Genomic DNA, 14,619 nt, shown 5'->3' with positions numbered 1-14,619 from the left:
GGTCTATGAGGAGAGGTGTGAGCGAGCCCCAGTCCTCCTACTCCAATGGCGAGCCGCGCCGCAGCCGCACCACGGCCATTGCCGCGGCGGCGTGCGTGCTGCTCGCCCTGCCCTTCCTCGTGCTGGGCCCCTACCTGCTCAACGCCCAGGCCCGCGTGGAGCTGCGGTGCCAGCCCGGCGGCGTGTGCCTGCTGTTCCATTCCAGCTGGCTCACCCGCGACGAAGTGGCCAGCTTCGCGATGAAGGATGTGCAGGGCGTCAAGGTGGACCGGACCCGCGCCGCCCGCCGCAACCGCGTGCCCATCTTCCGGCCCACGCTGGTGACGGTGCACGGCGAGTACCCCCTCTTCTTCCAGTGGGCCACCGAGGAAGCGGAAGCCACGCGCGTGAAGGCGCAGTTGGAGGCGGCCTTCGCGAACCCCGGCGGAAAGACGGTGGAGTTCGTCCGGGATGACCGCAACGCCTCCCTGCGCGTGGGCGGCGCCTTCAGCGGCGTGGGCATGCTGCTGCTCGTCTTCGCTACGTGGCTGGGCTTGCGAACCCGGACGCACCTGCGCACCGAAGGGGCGAGCCGCGCCGCCTGAGCCCCCCGGGACGAAGGGCCTTCGCCTCAGCCCCCGGCGAGCAGCGGGACGCCGACGAAGCGGGCCAGCACGAAGCCCGTCGTGACGCAGAAGGCCGCGCCGAAGCGCTCCAGGTCGAACCGGAACTTCCAGTCCCACAGCTTCACCTTCTGGAAGCCGGCCACGACGGCGCCCACGACGAAGGGGGCCAGCAATCCCACGGGCCACGCCAGCCACTCGTCGTCGATGAGGGGCTCGGCGGAGAGGGCCAGGCTGCCCGCCCCCAGCAGCACGCCCAGGCCCAGCAGGAGCATCAGCCCGGCGGCGCCGAAGCGGCTCTTGTCCGAGTAGGTCGCCAGAACGCCCCGCATCAGCTTGATAATCCCGTCGTCCTCCAGCATGCCCCCATGTCTAAGACAGACGGGCAGGCGATGAAAACACGCGTCTGAAGCGTCACCAGGTTCTACTGGGTGGGACAAAGGCCGCGGGCCACGAGCCCCTCTCCGCGCGCAAAGCAGGCGAGCAGGCCATGAAGCCCTCAACGGGCCCTTTGCCTGCTCCCCCTTCCCACTTGCACCTACGTGCCTAGTTTGTGGTGGATGCTGCGCGCCCTCCTAGGCCGATGGAGAAGTTCCCTGCGCCTGCTCCAGCCGGCGCATGTCGGTGCGGAGCGCGCGAAAATCAGTGTTGCCCGGTTGGACCACGAGTACGCCAACAAGGTGGTCGCCTTGCAGAACGTGGACCTCAACGTCCGCTCGGGCGAATTCGTGTGCCTGCTGGGCCCGTCCGGCTGCGGCAAGTCCACGCTGCTCTACGCGCTGGCGGGGCACGTGGTGCCCACGGGGGGCTCGGTGTCCATCGACCGGCATCCCATCCACGGGCCCGGGCCGGACCGGCTGCTGATGTTCCAGGAGGCCGCCCTGTTCCCGTGGCTCACCGTGCGCGGCAACATCACCTTCGCGCTGGCCGCCCGGGGCGTGCCCCGCGCCGAGCGCCGCGAGCGGGCGGACACCTATATCCGGCGCGTGCAGTTGGGCGGCTTCGAGGACGCGCTGCCCCACCAACTCTCCGGCGGCATGAAGATGCGGGCCTCGCTCGCCCGGGCGCTGGCGGTGGACCCGGCCGTGCTGCTGATGGACGAGCCCTTCGGTTCGCTGGACGCGCAGACGCGCATCCACATGCAGGAGCTCCTCCAGTCCATCTGGGTGCGCACAGGCAAGACGGTGGTGTTCGTCACCCATGACGTCCATGAAGCGCTGATGCTGGGCACCCGCGTGGTGCTGATGGCGCCCCGGCCGGGACGCGTGGTGCGGGATTTGGAAGTCCACCTGCCCATGCCGCGCCAGCCGGAGGACGCGGCGCTCAATGAAATGGTGCGGCACGTCGGCGGCCTGCTGCGTGAGGTGGAGGGCCGCGCCCACACACGCTCGCTCCAGCCAGCGCCCACCCGGGCCCCCGCCCAGCCCGTGCTCCGTCCGCAGGTGATTCCCGGCCCGTAGAGGTGCGTCATGAAACACCATGCCCAGAAGCTGCTGGTGATTGCGTTGCTGATTGGCCTCTGGGAGCTGGTGGCCCGGATGGGCATCTGGTCTCCCCACCTCCTGCCCCGGCCCCTGACGGTGGCCCAGAGCCTGGTGGCCATGGTCACCGACGGGCGACTGGTGGGCGCGGCGGGGCGCTCCCTGGGGCGGCTGCTGCGCGCCTACCTGATGTCAGTGGCCCTGGGTGTCCCCCTGGGCCTGCTGATTTCCCGCATCCCCTTCTTCCGCAACGCGGTGAAGCCGGTGGTGATGGGGCTCCAGGCGCTGCCGTCCATCTGCTGGCTGCCGCTGGCGCTGCTGTGGTTCGGGCTGACGGACGGCGCCATCCTCTTCGTCGTCGTCATGGGCAGCGTGCTGGGTATCGCCATCGCCACCGAGGACAGCGTCAACGGCGTGGACCCGCAGCTCACCCGCGTGGCCAGCACCCTGGGCGTGCGAGGCCTGCGCTTCCAGTTCGGCGTGCTGCTACCCGCGGCCCTGCCCGGCATCGTCACCGGCCTGAAGCTGGGATGGAGCTTCGCCTGGCGCGCGCTGCTGGCCGGTGAGCTGCTCTTCGTCTCCGGCGGCCTGGGGCAGTTGCTCACGGTGGGCCGCGAGTTGATGGACGTGCCCCAGGTCATGGCCGTCATGGTGGCCATCGTCATCATCGGCACCGCGGTGGACCGTGTCCTCTTCCAGACGGTGGAGGTGCGGCTGCGGCGGCGGTGGGGGCTGACGGCGACGACGTGAGGCCCACGGCCGTGTGGCGCCTGACGCTTGGATTCGGCGGGCGTTGAAATCCCGCCGCCGCGTCACACCTTCAGCGGCCATGCGTGTCTTCCACTCCCTGTTGCCTGTCGTGGTCGCTGGACTGGCGGTGCTCGGCGCGGGCTGCAAGCGCGAGTCCGCCGCGCGCGGCCCGGACGCGCCGCTGCGCCTGGGCTTCTTCCCCAACATCACCCACGCCCAGGCCCTGGTGGGCAACGCGGAGGGCACGTTCGCCTCGCAGCCGGGTGTGGGCCGCCTGGAGGTGATGCAGTTCAACGCGGGCCCCGCCGCCATGGAGGCGCTGGTGGCCGGTTCACTGGACGTGTCCTACGTGGGCAGCGGTCCGGCCATCAACACGTTCCTCAAGGCCGGGCGCGAGCTGCGCGTCATCGCAGGCGCGGTGAACAACGGCGCGGTGCTGGTGGTGCGCACGGTGAAGACGCCCGCGGAGCTCAAGGGCAAGAAGCTGGCGTCGCCGCAGCTGGGCAACACGCAGGACATCGCCCTGCGCTACTGGCTCAAGCAGCAAGGGCTGACGACGCACCTGGACGGCACCGGGGACGTGCAGATCTTCCCGCTGAGCAACCCGGACATCCTGGGCCAGTTCCTGCGCGGCGGCATTGAGGGCGCCTGGGTGCCGGAGCCCTGGGGCGCGCGCCTGGTGGCCGAGGGCAAGGGCCGCATCCTGGTGAATGAGAAGGACTTGTGGCCCGGTGGGCGCTTTCCCACCACGGTGCTGGTGACGACACGACAGGTGCTGGAGACGCAGCGCCCGCGCGTGGTCGCCCTGCTGCGCGCGCACGTGCGACTCACCGAGCGCTGGCAGGAGGACCCGGCCGGCTTCACCACCGCGGCCAACGTCGCCTTCGGCCGCCTCACGAGCAAGCCCCTGCCCGCCGGCATCCTCCAGCAGGCCTTCTCCCGGCTGGAGCCCAGCCTGGACCCGGTGCCGCAGGCGCTCGCCACCGCGGCCGAGCACGCGAAGACGCTGGGCTTCATCACCGACGCCAACATCGACGGGCTGGTGGACCTGAGCCTCCTGGACGAGGCACAGGCGGGCGCCGCGAAGTGATGACGATGGAACACAGCTCGGGTGACGTGGGCTCGAGGCCGGGGGAGGATGCGCACCCATGAAGATGGAGCGTGTAGAGGAGACGCTGGAGCGCATCCGGTTGGAGGCCGAGCGTGCCCCCGGCGGGGTGCTGGCCTTCGACGGCGATGGCACGCTGTGGAGCGGAGACGTCGGAGACGACCTGTTCCTGGCCCTGCTGGAGCACGGCGACATCCGCCCGGAAGCGCACGCCGCCCTGGAGCGGCTGGCCACCGCACATGGCTTCGAGAAAAGCCTGCCCGCGCGCGAGCTGGCACACCAGCTCTTCGCCGCCTTCGAGGCGGGGCGGATTCCGGAGAAGGACATCTACGAGATGGTGGCGTGGCTCTTCGCCGGTTGGCGCGTGGACGCGGTGCGCGCCTTCGCGAAGGACGTGGTGGCCCGCCACGCAGTCAAACAGCGCATCCACCCGGAGAGCCGCCGCGTCGTCGAGTGGGCCCGCGGCCAGGGCATCCCCTGCTACGTGGTCAGCGCCTCGCCGCTCGCCGTCGTGGAGGCCGCCGTTCATGAAGTGGGGCTGGACCCCTTGAATGTGCTGGCCTGCACGCCGCGCACGGAGGATGGGACGGTGCTGGCCGGCATCATCGAGCCCATTCCCTACGCGGCCGGGAAGGTGCATTGCCTGCGCTCGCGCACGTCCCAGCCGCTCTACGCCGCCTTCGGGGACAACGTGTTCGACCTGGAGTTGCTGGCGGCCTCCCGCGTGCCGGTAGCCATCCGGCCCAAGCCGCGGCTCCGGGCGAGGGCAGCGGAACTGCCCTCGCTCGTCCAACTCCACCCGGAGGACTGAAGCGCGTCAGTCCTTCGGCTGCACCTCGCCGGCGAGCGCCAGCGCCACGTTCTCCGTGGTGTTCTCCACCTGGTAGACGGCCACCACATGCTGGCCCTTCTCCGGCTGCTTGCGGATGCGCAGCGCGCTCAGGTCCAGGGGCACCACGGCGCCGGGCTCCGTCTCCAGGTAGAGCATCTGCCCGTTGAGCTTCAGCACCTTGCCGGACAGGCGCTTCATCTCCTCCTGGTCCGGCGTCACCTCGCGGATGGGCATGCCCACGCCATTGGCCTGAGGGCCCACGCGCAGGTTGCGCTGACTGCCACTGCTGGAGCGATCAATGGACATGGTCGCGCCGAAGTTGGTGAAGTTCCGGTCCCGGCCCTCCTGTCTGGGCACATTGCCAGCGCCGGAGCCGTCATTCGGGATGTTGACGGGTTCACGGGCCAGGACAGCCACCGGTACCATCAGCGCCGCCACGGCGGCGGCCCTCCAGTTCCCAGCGTGCATTCGTTTCATGGGTCCTCCTCCTGGAGGGGCCGTGAGCCCCCCGTTGCCGACAAGCTAGGCCCTGACCCGAGGCCCCAGCCCTGTGGACTGAACGTTCCGTTGCACCAAGGGCCGTGCGCCATGCGGCGCGCCGGGCCCACGAGCGGACCTGCTGGCCAGGTCCGAAGCCGACGCGCGGGTTCCAGGCAGGCGGACGGGCCAGGCCCTCAACCGTCGGCCCGCCCCTTGAGACTCAAGGCGCGAAGGCGGGTGTTCGCCTCCCGCCGGCTCTCAAGGGAGAGCGCCGGGCGCTGCAGGATTCGCAGGTAGACCTGGTAGCGGCGCCGGGCCGCGGCCCTCGCGCCCGCCCGTTCCTCCAGCTGGCCCAACCGGAAGTTCGCATCCGCGATGAGGCCCCGTGCCCACCGGACGCCTTCACCACACTCGCGAGTGCCCATCACCTCCGGCTTCTGCCGGGCCAGGGACAGGAAGAGCTTCCGGGCGTCGTCCGCGTTCCCGCGCGCCATGAGCGCGTTCGCCAGCCCCCACCGCCCCAGCGGGCAACGCGGCACGCTTTCGAGCACTTTCAGGTAGAGGCGTGACGCCTTGGAGTACTTCCTCTGCTCGTACCAGGCATCCGCCTGACGGACGTGCAGCCAGTGGTCGTCGGAAGTGCCTTGCAGGGACTCGGAGATGAGTTGATCCAACTCACTCCACTGCTGCGCGGAGAAGAGCGCGTCGATTCGCTTGCTGATACGGCGTTTTTCAGCGTCACTGAGCGTGTCTTGTCTTTTCTTCACGAGGCCCCCCTGACTCATTTCTTCGCGGACTCTTTCTTCCGCCGGTCCTCTTCCCTCTTGATCCGCTCCTCCTCCTTCTTCAGCCGCGCTTCTTCTTTCTGTCGCTTCTCTTCCTCCTTCTTCCGCTTCGCTTCTTCCTTCTTCTCCTTGTTGCTGTCGTCCGCGCCGTGGCTGAAGCGCATGCGGTCGTCCTTCTTCTCCTTGCCGCCCGAGCGCGTCTTCGTGTGCTTGTCCCAGGTGGACGACCGCTTCCCCTTCGTGTGCTCCGCGGCCAGCATCCAACGGGCCCCCGGCAGCATCGTGGGGCTCAGGGACAGGACTGACCGGGGGACTTCGGAGCAGGCGGCAGGAGACGCCTCGCAGTAGGCACCGGCAGCCAGGGTCGTCGTCCCCACCACGGCGCTGACCGTGGCGCCCACGGGAGCTCCGACGACGGCGTCCGTCATGGCGCCCGCCGCCCACCTGCCTCCATTCCCCCAACGGACCGTGGACGTCGCGTCCCCAGAGGAGGCTTGCGTGCAGCCCCCCAGTGCACCCAGCAACACCAGACAGGTGATGCGCATCACGTTTTTCGTATCGAGCATGGTGTGTCTTTGAAGCCTGAAGTGACGTTGACGACGCGGCTTCCCCCTGGTCCATACAAGCGCCTGGTTTCAACCCTGCCCAATTCACTATCATTGCGTCAAGCTTTATCCCTGAGTAACATTCAATGACACATCGGCATCCCTTGCGCCGTCGTGGTCCGCGCGGGAGGGGCCCGGTCCTCCAGGGAGGACCGTCCAATATTCAGCCGGTCCTCACCGGGTGCATCCTCTCTCCTGGAGCGATTCAGGTTAGGGTGCGCCGTCCTGCACGGACCCCTTTCCCGCCGCCCTCATGGCGGCAACACGCAGAGGCCGCACGTGAACGGTCGCAACGCTGAGCACCGCATCGCCCTCTTCATCGATTTCGAGAACCTCGTCACCAACACGGGCATCAGCTCCGCGAGCTTCGACCTGCAGCCCTCGCTCGACCGGCTGCTGGAGAAGGGCAAGGTCGTCTTCCGCCGCGCCTACTGCGACTGGTCCCGCTTCGCCGAGGCCAAAATCCGGCTGCACGAGTTCGGCGTGGAGCTCATCGACGTGCCGCCCTCCACGCGCGCCGGCAAGAATGGCGCGGACATGCGCCTGGTCATCGACGCGCTGGAGCTGTGCTACGCGCGCGAGAGCATCGATACCTTCGTCATCGGCTCCGGGGACAGCGACTTCTGCCCGCTGGCCTACAAGCTGCGTGAGAACGGGCGCACCGTCATCGGGCTCGCAGTGAAGGAGTCCACGTCGCCGCTCTTCGTGAAGGCCTGCGACGAATTCATCTACCTGCGCCCGCGCCAGTCACGCTCCGACAAGGGCGACAAGGAGAAGGGCCGGCAGAGCGTGTCCGCCGAGGAGGCGGGACACGGCAAGCGTGGCGGCCGCCAGGGGCGCGACGAGAAGGGCCGGGGAGACAAGGAGAAGACACCGCAGGGTGGCGGCAAGTCCCAGCCGAAGACGGAGGTGCCGGACATCGCCCGCGAGGTGGTGCAGAGCATGCTGGCGCGCGCCACCGGGCCGGTGAACCCGTCGCTCATCAAGGAAGCCATCGTCCGCAAGGAGCCCGACTTCGACGAGCGCGAGCACGGCTTCTCCACCTTCGCCCGGCTGCTGGCCGCGCTGGAGCAGCAAGGGCTGCTGCGCCGCATCCAGCAGGGCCGCCAGTGGTACGTGGTGGCGGCGGACTTCGACGTCGGCGGGGGCGACACCAAGGGCAAGAAGCGCGGCCCCGCGCACGCCGCCGAGGAAGACGACGAGCTGGAGTCCTACCCGGACCCGGACGAAGACGAGGGCTGAGCCCCCGTCCCCGCGACTACGCCCCCGCCGGGGGCGTGGTGGCCTCGTGGAGGTGCTCGAGAAACTCGGGCAGCAGGCTGGCGGAGATGACCCACAGCTTGCCTTCGCCCAGGTCCGCGAGCGACGCGCGCTCCACGTACTCCACGCAGGCCGCTTCCACGTAGTGGATGAACACCTTGCGCTCGCGCGCGCGGTACCAGTCCGCCGCGTGGGCCAGCAGCGCCACCATGGCGTCCTGGGCCTCCTTCGTCGCGTCGTCCACCAGCGGCACCAGCCGCACGCCGTCCAGCACGTTGAAGAGGTTGAGGCCCGGCTGCGCCGTCTCCAGCACCGCCAGGACGACGGGGCGGCCCTCGTGCCGCGCGACCACCAGCTCGCGCTCGCGCCCCATCCCCGCCTCGCCCCAGCGCTCCTTGGCGCGCTTGAGGTCGAAGCGCTCCGGCACCAGGTCCAGCGCCTCGCGGTAGGCCAGCGGGCGCGTGCGCTCCACCTGCTGGAAGAAGGCCGCGCGCTCGGCCTCGGTGGGCGTGCCCACCTCGATGCCCGCGGGGATTTCCCAGGCCCCGTCCACCTCCGCCTCCATCAGCTGGAAGGGCACCAGGCACGTCTGGCCCGTGTGCTCGTACCAGGTGGCGAAGTCGAACTTGGTGAAGCGCACCCAGCGCACGCGCGCCTCGCAGAAGGCGAAGAACCACTTCACCTCCGGGTCCACCTGCGTGGGCTCGTAGCCGCGCAGGTAGATGTCACGCAGCGCCTCGCGCGCCGACGTGCGGCTGCCCTTCACCGGCTGACGCGCCAGTTGGTGCGCCATCCAGCTGCCTTCGTACGGCTTCACCACCGACAGCGTGGCGCCCACGGACTGCCCCTCCGGGTGCACGACCCGGTAGCCCAGCCGCGTCCGGCCCTCCAGCCGCGCCAGCGTGGCGTCGAAGCTGGGGTGCGCGTCCTCGAAGTCCTCCGGCGACTTGCCCGGCAGCCGGAAGTAACCCGAGCCGTCGAAGAGCTTCCAGGTGGCATCACCCCAGTCACCCTCCACCTGGGTGGCCGGGTGCATCTGCGCCTCCACCAGCGCGCGCCAGGCCTGCGCGCCCGCCGCATCCAGGGGACGCACGGACATGCCGCAGCGGCGGCCCGCCGCGGTGCTGGAGATGTTGCGCACCTCGGCGCGCAGCCGCACCGGCGCCATTCCTTCCGTCGCGACCTCCAGCACCGGCTGGCGCAGGCCCGGGTACAGCAGGTCCTCGCCGGGCTCCGTCAGGAAGGCGATGCCCTCATAGGACAGGTCCAACACCTGACGCCGCACGTGCACCTGCGGCCACAGCGGATGGTCGAAGGACAGCGTGCAGGCACGGCTCGGCGGCGCGCGCCGCAGCCAGCGGTGGCGGTAACGAACGAGCTCCCGGGGCACCGGCATCAGCACCAGGCCGGACTCCTCGCGCGCCTCGCTGACCTCCAGGTGCACCACGCTGCTGTAGCCGAAAGCCTCCAGGGTGAAGGGCTGCGCGGGCAGTCCACCCTCGAAGCGCCAGCCCATGCGGCCTTCGTGCGGGTCGAAGTACGCGGCCGTCACCGGCACCTTGCGCCCGTCCGCGGTCCGCGCCATGCCGCGCGCCTGCCTGCCCACCAGCGCGTCGCAGATGCGCCGCACGCGGTCGGGGTGCTCGATGCGCTCCTTCCACACCGGCCGCGTCTCCGGCGGGAGCAGCAGGCCGTTGTCACGCAGCGCCTCCAGCACGGAGACGATGCGGCGGCCCGCGTCCAGGGGCGGCGCCAGGAAGCGCATGCTCACCTCCGGCGCGCCGCGCACGTCCATGACCTCCACGTCCAGCGCCGTGGCCCATCGCTCGCCATGGCCCAACACCACGGAGGCGGTATCGCCCGGCTTCGGCGCCGCCTGCGTACCGAGGTTCAGCGTCAGGTGCTCCAACGACAGCTGCACCAGCCGACACGGCGCCTGGAGGTTTCCGAACGACGCCACCGCCGTCAGTTCCGTCCCCATCCGGTAACCGAGCATCGACGCCCGGCCGCTCAACCCTTCCAGCGTGTCCGCCTGCATGACAGCTCCGTTGTCTGAAGGACGCCGATTGTACGGCTTCACAGGTGCGAGACTTGAGAATTCTCACTGGAAGCGTGAGCACGAACGAGCCGCGCGTAACCTGTTCTCCAGGACAGGACTGGATGTCTGATTTTTCAAGTGTCACACGGACGGTCGTTTCCCTCTCAGACGGGATGTGTGCCCGCATCCCATCGGGTCCGTGTGCACCCAGGTTTTTTGGGGGTGAGGTGGTGTGGCATGGCCACCGGGGGGGTGAGCGCTCGTACGCCTGCTCGCTGAGGTGGAACCAGTTCCGTCAGCGGGTTAGGGGAAGGACCATGCCGCGCAACACCCTCTGCCTTCGTTGCGGCATGTGCTGTGACGGAACGCTTTTCACGCACGTGTCGCTCCAGCTGGAGGAAGCCCTGGCGCTCCAGCGGCGGGGATTGCCCGTGGGCTCACGCACGGATGGAAGTCTCGCCTTGATGCAACACTGCTCGGCCCTGGATGAGCGCACATGCACCATCTACGAGGACCGCCCTGCGAGCTGCAGGCGTTATCACTGTCAGCTGTCCTCCGCGCTGGCTGAGAAGGAAGTCTCGCTGGACGAAGCGCTCGAGGTGGTGGACGAGGCCCATGCGCGAGTGGCCGCCGTGGCGCGCACGCTGGCGCCTGCTTCGGAAGGGGCGCCGCGCTCGGTGCTGCAACGTGCCCGGCGCGCGAACCTGCTCGATCACGGTGGCCCGCTGTCCGCGACGGACCTGGCCACCTACGAGCATGCGGAGGCCTATCTGGATACACACTTCCGGGGGCGCTTCGGACGGCAGGATTGAGTGCGGCGACGCGGTGAATCCCAGCCGCCTCGCACACCCGTGTGGCTACGATGCGGGCGCGATAATCCGGGCCGTGCTTCCACGGCGCCGCGTGACACCGAGGACTTCGATGAAGACGAACGCGTCCGTGCTGGCGGTGATGACGTGCTCCCTGCTGACGGCGCCGCTGGCCATCGCGGATAACACGGCCCCTGTGAAGTCCGCCTCGGTGGATTTGAACGGTGATGGCACGCCGGAAGCCGTGTCCATCCAGTTCGACGAACCGAAGAACGAGTTCATCCTCAAGGCGGGCAGCGCCACCATCCGGGGCCCTGGTGATGACAATGAGCCCGCGGGCGTGTTCATCGTGGACCTGGACAGCCGGGACAAGCGCAAGGAGCTCGTGGTGCGCACCGGGCAGACGGACTACGACCAGCGCTCGTACATCTACGGCTTCGACGGCAAGGCGCTGAAGCTGCTGGGCACCGTGCCCGCGCTCACCGAGGCCAAGGGCAACGGCATCATCCTGTCCGACTCATGGCAGGGCTTCTGGAACCGGCGCGACAAGTACGTCGTGGATGCGAAGACGGGCAAGGTGTCCGAGGTGCCGCAGGACCTGTACGCCGTTGGCGTCGAGGCCACGGTGAAGCAGTCGTTCCCGCTGGCGCGCAGCCGCACGGACAAGAGCGCCGTCGCGACGTTGGCCCAGGGCTCGAAGATTCAGGTCCTCGCCGCCGCGCCCCCGGGCCGCAAGGGTGAGGGCTACCTCTACCTGGTGAAGTCCTCCACGGGGCTGCTCGGGTGGGCCACCGCGAAGGATTTGACGTGGAAGACGGACGGCCTGCCGATCGCGGGTTGAGGGCCGGTGGCTAGCGCTGGACGGCGAGAATGCGCCAGCCCCGTATGTCGATGGCGTAGGTGGCTGCTTCGGTCGCGGTGGCTCCTTCGCTGCGACATGCGCCTTCCTTCACCAGGAATCTGACGAGCACGACTTCATCGTTCAGTGGAGCCGCCTCGACATCGTAGGAGTCGCGACGATGGAGGCACACGTCATCCGGCGTGGCGTCCCGAGGCGGCTTCACATCCCGAGGAAGCATGTCGTCCATCGCGAGTTGGATGGCAGCGGACATGTTCGCCGGCACCCGCACACGTCCTTCCGATGGGAGCCACAAGGGGTAAGGCAGCTTCGCCGCCTCCTCCTTGGAGGCATGCTCCGGGCGAAAGGGCCGCTGGAAGAGAGCACAACCGGGGAGCATCACCAACGCCAGCAACAAGGCTCGACACTTCATGACCCGCTCCTAGTCGCCCACATCCGTGACGATGCCGAATGGCTTGTGCTCCGGCTTGATGATGCCAATGAGTTCCCAGGCCCTCCCCATGCGAAGATAGACCTCACCGGGCTGAGGCTCATTCGCATGGGGAACCAGCTTCATCACATGACAGTCCGTATCGAACTGGATTCGGATGAGCCATCGCTGGTTCTTCTCCCATCTGTCTTCCGGTGTCAGTGGCGACGGTGCCCAGGGATGGCTGTGGTAGTCGGCGATGCCGACCGCACGTCCACGCTCATCCCGCACATAGCGCGGTGAAGTACATGACTTGCGCTTGTTGGGACCGATTCGCTGCATCTCACCGAGGGGCGAGGGATAGCTCGCGTAGAAGACGCCGTCTCCGAGCGAGTAGAGGACGCCGCAGTATTCCTGGCCGTAGTCCTTCTCTCGCGCTCCATCCATCTCCATGATGATGGGACAGAGCTGGTCGATGACGTCATCCACGTTCCTGGAGGGTTGGATGGCAGGCCATGGGCCTCGAACCCATACCTGACCGCCATCAGGCCCGAAGTAGACGTCCCTCCCAGCGTACCGATAGCCCGCCCCGCCGCAGGCCGTCAGCAACATGGCAACCTTGGCCCAACGAAGGCTCATCCGGGCGTCCCTCCCATACCTGCGCCGGTTACTCGACCAGTGACAGCTCAATGCGTCCAAGCTGCTCGTCGGTGGAGGTCACCTTCACCGTCACCGGCATGCCCACGGTGAAGGTCCGCTCCTTGCCCACCAGGGACAGTTCGCGCGCGTCCGGCCGGAAGGGGCCTCCGGACAGGGCATCCGCGGGCACCACACCTTCCACCAACATGCCGTCCAACTGCACCACCAGGCCGAAGGGCCGCACCCGCGTCACACGCGCCTGGAACTGCTTGCCCACGTGCCCCGCCATCCACCGCGCCTCCAACTCGCGGTGCCGGTCGTTCTCCGCCCGCGTCGACGCGCGCGCCTTCGCGTTGATGTGCACCGCGAGCGCCTCCATCCCCGGGTCTTCATCCACGAAGTCCCGGCGCCCACGCAGGTACCCCTTCAACGTCCGGTGCACCGCCAGGTCCGCGTACCGGCGAATCGGTGACGTGAAGTGCAGGTACAGCGGCGCTGCCAGGCCGAAGTGCGGCCCCGGCTTCACCGTGTAGCGCGACGGGCCCAGTGAGCGCCGCAGCACCGAACGCAGCGCCGGCTCCGCCACCGCGCCCGCGATCTGCCGGTCGAACGCCGCCAGCGCGAGCGGCGTCAGCTCCCGTCCGAAGCCCGCCGCGAAACCAGACGTCTCCGCGAAGGCATTCAGGTCCGCCACCCGCAACGGGTCCGGCTGCTCGTGCACGCGGTACACCCCGGGCAGGCCGCGCGCCAGCAGCCACCCGGCGATGGCCTCGTTCGCCGCCACCATGAAGCGCTCAATCATCGCGTGCGCCGACGTCGGCTTCTCACTCACCAGCCCGGACAGCTCGCCCGTCGCCTGGTCGAAGGTGAAGCGCGCCTCGTCCCGCGCGAACTCCATGCCGCCTCGCGCGGCCCGCGCCACCGCCAGCCGGGCCGCCGCCAGCCGGAACCACGGCATCACCTCGCGCACCGGCTCCATGGGCGCCGACACCTCACCCCGGTCCAGGAAGGCGGCCACCTCGTCGTAGTTCAGCCGCGCCCACGAGCGGATGACACTCTCGTACACGTCCGCCGCCGTCACCCGGCCCTGCGGGTCGATGCGCAGCTCTACCGTGAGGCACAGCCGCTCCTCGCCCGGCATCAGGCTCAGCCAGTGCGAAGACAACGCTTCCGGCAACATCGGCAGCACGCGCCCCGCCAGGTACACGCTGGTGGCCCGCTCACGTGCCTCGGCGTCCAGCGCCGAGCCCTGCTTCACGTACTCACCCACGTCCGCGATGGACACCAGAAGCCGCAGCGCCCCGTCCGGCCCCGCCGGCAGCACCGAAATCGCGTCGTCGATGTCCCGCGTGGACGGCGCATCCACCGTCACCGTGGGCACGTCCCGCAAGTCCCTCCGCGCGCCCACCGCATGCGGCACCGCGCGCGCCCCCCGCGCTTCCTCGACGACTTCCGCGGAGAAGTCCTTTCGCAGCCCGTGCCGGGCGATGACGCGCTCCAGGGAGCGGTCCTCCCCTTCCTCCACCCGGTAGAGCAGCACCACCTTGCCTTCGTCGATGCGCGCCACCACCGCGTCACCGGCCTGCACCTGCGTCCCCGCGGCGTCGAGCACCCAGTCCGCGTTGGCCACCTCGCGGTCCACGTGGAGCAGGGTCACGCCCTTGCGCAGCACCACCTCGCCGTAGACCTGCGTGCGAGGCCGCTCCACCAACGACAACTGGCTGGCCGACCAGCGCCCATCCGCGCCCGCCGTCACCGTGGCCGTGACGACGTCCCCGGCGAAGTACGGATTGAGGTCGGGCGGAGGGACGAAGGCCGACAGCACCTCGGGCGAGCCGGGCGTCTGAACGGTGAGGAAGCCGAAGCCTCGAGGGTGGACGTCGAGACGGCCGGTGACGGTGCGGGGCGAAACAGAAGTATCCATGGAACCTTGGGCGCGTGTTTAGCCCACTCCCATCCTGG

General features: G+C 69.0%; 16 protein-coding genes. 8 read left to right on the top strand and 8 right to left on the bottom strand.

Annotation, left to right across the window (positions count from 1 at the left end):
• On the top strand, nucleotides 1-584 hold a 584-nt coding region (locus FMQ63_RS23680), incomplete at its 5' end, for a hypothetical protein (protein WP_228556480.1).
• 26 nt (nucleotides 585-610) lie between these two features.
• On the opposite strand, the gene FMQ63_RS23675 is transcribed toward FMQ63_RS23680, so the two are convergent.
• Entirely contained in the window at nucleotides 611-964 is a 354-nt protein-coding gene (locus FMQ63_RS23675; RefSeq protein WP_020478641.1) for a hypothetical protein, read from the bottom strand.
• Between the two features lie 198 nt (nucleotides 965-1,162).
• Here FMQ63_RS23675 and FMQ63_RS23670 point away from each other — a divergent pair, with 198 nt between their 5' ends.
• The 4 genes from FMQ63_RS23670 (at nucleotide 1,163) to FMQ63_RS23655 (ending at nucleotide 4,752) form a co-directional block, all read left to right on the top strand.
• Nucleotides 1,163-2,062, top strand: a complete 900-nt coding sequence (locus tag FMQ63_RS23670) for an ABC transporter ATP-binding protein (protein WP_026113906.1) — start codon at nucleotides 1,163-1,165, stop codon at nucleotides 2,060-2,062.
• A gap of 9 nt (nucleotides 2,063-2,071) precedes the next feature.
• The gene (locus FMQ63_RS23665) at nucleotides 2,072-2,833 is read left to right on the top strand and encodes an ABC transporter permease (RefSeq protein WP_011550185.1); all 762 of its coding nucleotides are present in this window, start codon (nucleotides 2,072-2,074) and stop codon (nucleotides 2,831-2,833) included.
• A 79-nt stretch (nucleotides 2,834-2,912) separates the two neighbouring features.
• Nucleotides 2,913-3,923 carry an ABC transporter substrate-binding protein gene (locus tag FMQ63_RS23660; RefSeq protein ID WP_011550184.1) on the top strand — a complete coding sequence of 337 codons (1,011 nt, stop codon included), beginning with the start codon at nucleotides 2,913-2,915 and terminating at the stop codon, nucleotides 3,921-3,923.
• Between the two features lie 58 nt (nucleotides 3,924-3,981).
• The gene (locus FMQ63_RS23655) at nucleotides 3,982-4,752 is read left to right on the top strand and encodes an HAD family phosphatase (RefSeq protein WP_011550183.1); all 771 of its coding nucleotides are present in this window, start codon (nucleotides 3,982-3,984) and stop codon (nucleotides 4,750-4,752) included.
• Between the two features lie 6 nt (nucleotides 4,753-4,758).
• On the opposite strand, the gene FMQ63_RS23650 is transcribed toward FMQ63_RS23655, so the two are convergent.
• The 3 genes from FMQ63_RS23650 to FMQ63_RS23640 all read right to left on the bottom strand — a co-directional run bounded on the left by FMQ63_RS23650 (nucleotide 4,759) and on the right by FMQ63_RS23640 (nucleotide 6,604).
• Complete coding sequence (locus FMQ63_RS23650) at nucleotides 4,759-5,250, bottom strand: hypothetical protein (RefSeq protein WP_011550182.1); 492 nt, start codon at nucleotides 5,248-5,250, stop codon at nucleotides 4,759-4,761.
• Between the two features lie 197 nt (nucleotides 5,251-5,447).
• Entirely contained in the window at nucleotides 5,448-6,020 is a 573-nt protein-coding gene (locus FMQ63_RS23645; RefSeq protein ID WP_225909668.1) for a M48 family metallopeptidase, read from the bottom strand.
• Nucleotides 6,021-6,034: 14 nt separating this feature from the next.
• Nucleotides 6,035-6,604: a hypothetical protein gene (locus FMQ63_RS23640; protein WP_011550180.1), complete on the bottom strand. Its 570-nt coding sequence runs from the start codon at nucleotides 6,602-6,604 to the stop codon at nucleotides 6,035-6,037.
• Nucleotides 6,605-6,922: 318 nt separating this feature from the next.
• Between FMQ63_RS23640 and FMQ63_RS23635 the strand changes: the two genes are divergently transcribed.
• Nucleotides 6,923-7,885, top strand: coding sequence for an NYN domain-containing protein (locus FMQ63_RS23635; protein WP_011550179.1), 963 nt, complete (start codon nucleotides 6,923-6,925; stop codon nucleotides 7,883-7,885).
• A gap of 16 nt (nucleotides 7,886-7,901) precedes the next feature.
• Here FMQ63_RS23635 and FMQ63_RS23630 read toward each other — a convergent pair whose 3' ends face one another.
• Nucleotides 7,902-9,941, bottom strand: coding sequence for a PilZ domain-containing protein (locus tag FMQ63_RS23630; protein WP_171452271.1), 2,040 nt, complete (start codon nucleotides 9,939-9,941; stop codon nucleotides 7,902-7,904).
• 317 nt (nucleotides 9,942-10,258) lie between these two features.
• On the opposite strand from FMQ63_RS23630, the gene FMQ63_RS23625 reads away from it, so the two are divergent.
• Both FMQ63_RS23625 and FMQ63_RS23620 read left to right on the top strand, forming a co-directional pair.
• Nucleotides 10,259-10,753, top strand: coding sequence for a YkgJ family cysteine cluster protein (locus FMQ63_RS23625; protein ID WP_020478639.1), 495 nt, complete (start codon nucleotides 10,259-10,261; stop codon nucleotides 10,751-10,753).
• A gap of 109 nt (nucleotides 10,754-10,862) precedes the next feature.
• The gene (locus tag FMQ63_RS23620) at nucleotides 10,863-11,591 is read left to right on the top strand and encodes a hypothetical protein (RefSeq protein WP_225909667.1); all 729 of its coding nucleotides are present in this window, start codon (nucleotides 10,863-10,865) and stop codon (nucleotides 11,589-11,591) included.
• Between the two features lie 10 nt (nucleotides 11,592-11,601).
• Here the strand turns inward: FMQ63_RS23620 and FMQ63_RS23615 are convergent, their stop codons facing one another.
• From FMQ63_RS23615 to FMQ63_RS23605, 3 genes are all read right to left on the bottom strand, one after another.
• Nucleotides 11,602-12,021, bottom strand: a complete 420-nt coding sequence (locus FMQ63_RS23615) for a hypothetical protein (protein WP_011550175.1) — start codon at nucleotides 12,019-12,021, stop codon at nucleotides 11,602-11,604.
• A gap of 9 nt (nucleotides 12,022-12,030) precedes the next feature.
• Complete coding sequence (locus tag FMQ63_RS23610; protein WP_228556478.1) at nucleotides 12,031-12,507, bottom strand: hypothetical protein; 477 nt, start codon at nucleotides 12,505-12,507, stop codon at nucleotides 12,031-12,033.
• Nucleotides 12,508-12,685: 178 nt separating this feature from the next.
• Entirely contained in the window at nucleotides 12,686-14,581 is a 1,896-nt protein-coding gene (locus tag FMQ63_RS23605; protein ID WP_011550173.1) for a ribonuclease R family protein, read from the bottom strand.
• Nucleotides 14,582-14,619: the final 38 nt, after the last annotated feature.

Origin of the sequence: Myxococcus sp. CA005 (genome assembly GCF_006518205.1) — a bacterium.
Classification (GTDB): Bacteria; Myxococcota; Myxococcia; order Myxococcales; family Myxococcaceae; genus Myxococcus; species Myxococcus xanthus.
This window is presented reverse-complemented; position numbering and strand designations above follow the sequence as displayed.

Bases quoted from the DNA above. Each gene is read 5' to 3' on its own strand.
- FMQ63_RS23630 (WP_171452271.1), bottom strand. From the start codon at position 9,941: ATGCAGGCGGACACGCTGGAAGGGTTGAGCGGCCGGGCGTCGATGCTC.
- FMQ63_RS23655 (WP_011550183.1), top strand. From the start codon at position 3,982: ATGAAGATGGAGCGTGTAGAGGAGACGCTGGAGCGCATCCGGTTGGAG.
- FMQ63_RS23650 (WP_011550182.1), bottom strand. From the start codon at position 5,250: ATGAAACGAATGCACGCTGGGAACTGGAGGGCCGCCGCCGTGGCGGCG.
- FMQ63_RS23640 (WP_011550180.1), bottom strand. From the start codon at position 6,604: ATGCTCGATACGAAAAACGTGATGCGCATCACCTGTCTGGTGTTGCTG.
- FMQ63_RS23615 (WP_011550175.1), bottom strand. From the start codon at position 12,021: ATGAAGTGTCGAGCCTTGTTGCTGGCGTTGGTGATGCTCCCCGGTTGT.
- FMQ63_RS23665 (WP_011550185.1), top strand. From the start codon at position 2,072: ATGAAACACCATGCCCAGAAGCTGCTGGTGATTGCGTTGCTGATTGGC.
- FMQ63_RS23620 (WP_225909667.1), top strand. From the start codon at position 10,863: ATGAAGACGAACGCGTCCGTGCTGGCGGTGATGACGTGCTCCCTGCTG.
- FMQ63_RS23670 (WP_026113906.1), top strand. From the start codon at position 1,163: ATGCTGCGCGCCCTCCTAGGCCGATGGAGAAGTTCCCTGCGCCTGCTC.
- FMQ63_RS23675 (WP_020478641.1), bottom strand. From the start codon at position 964: ATGCTGGAGGACGACGGGATTATCAAGCTGATGCGGGGCGTTCTGGCG.
- FMQ63_RS23625 (WP_020478639.1), top strand. From the start codon at position 10,259: ATGCCGCGCAACACCCTCTGCCTTCGTTGCGGCATGTGCTGTGACGGA.
- FMQ63_RS23660 (WP_011550184.1), top strand. From the start codon at position 2,913: ATGCGTGTCTTCCACTCCCTGTTGCCTGTCGTGGTCGCTGGACTGGCG.
- FMQ63_RS23605 (WP_011550173.1), bottom strand. From the start codon at position 14,581: ATGGATACTTCTGTTTCGCCCCGCACCGTCACCGGCCGTCTCGACGTC.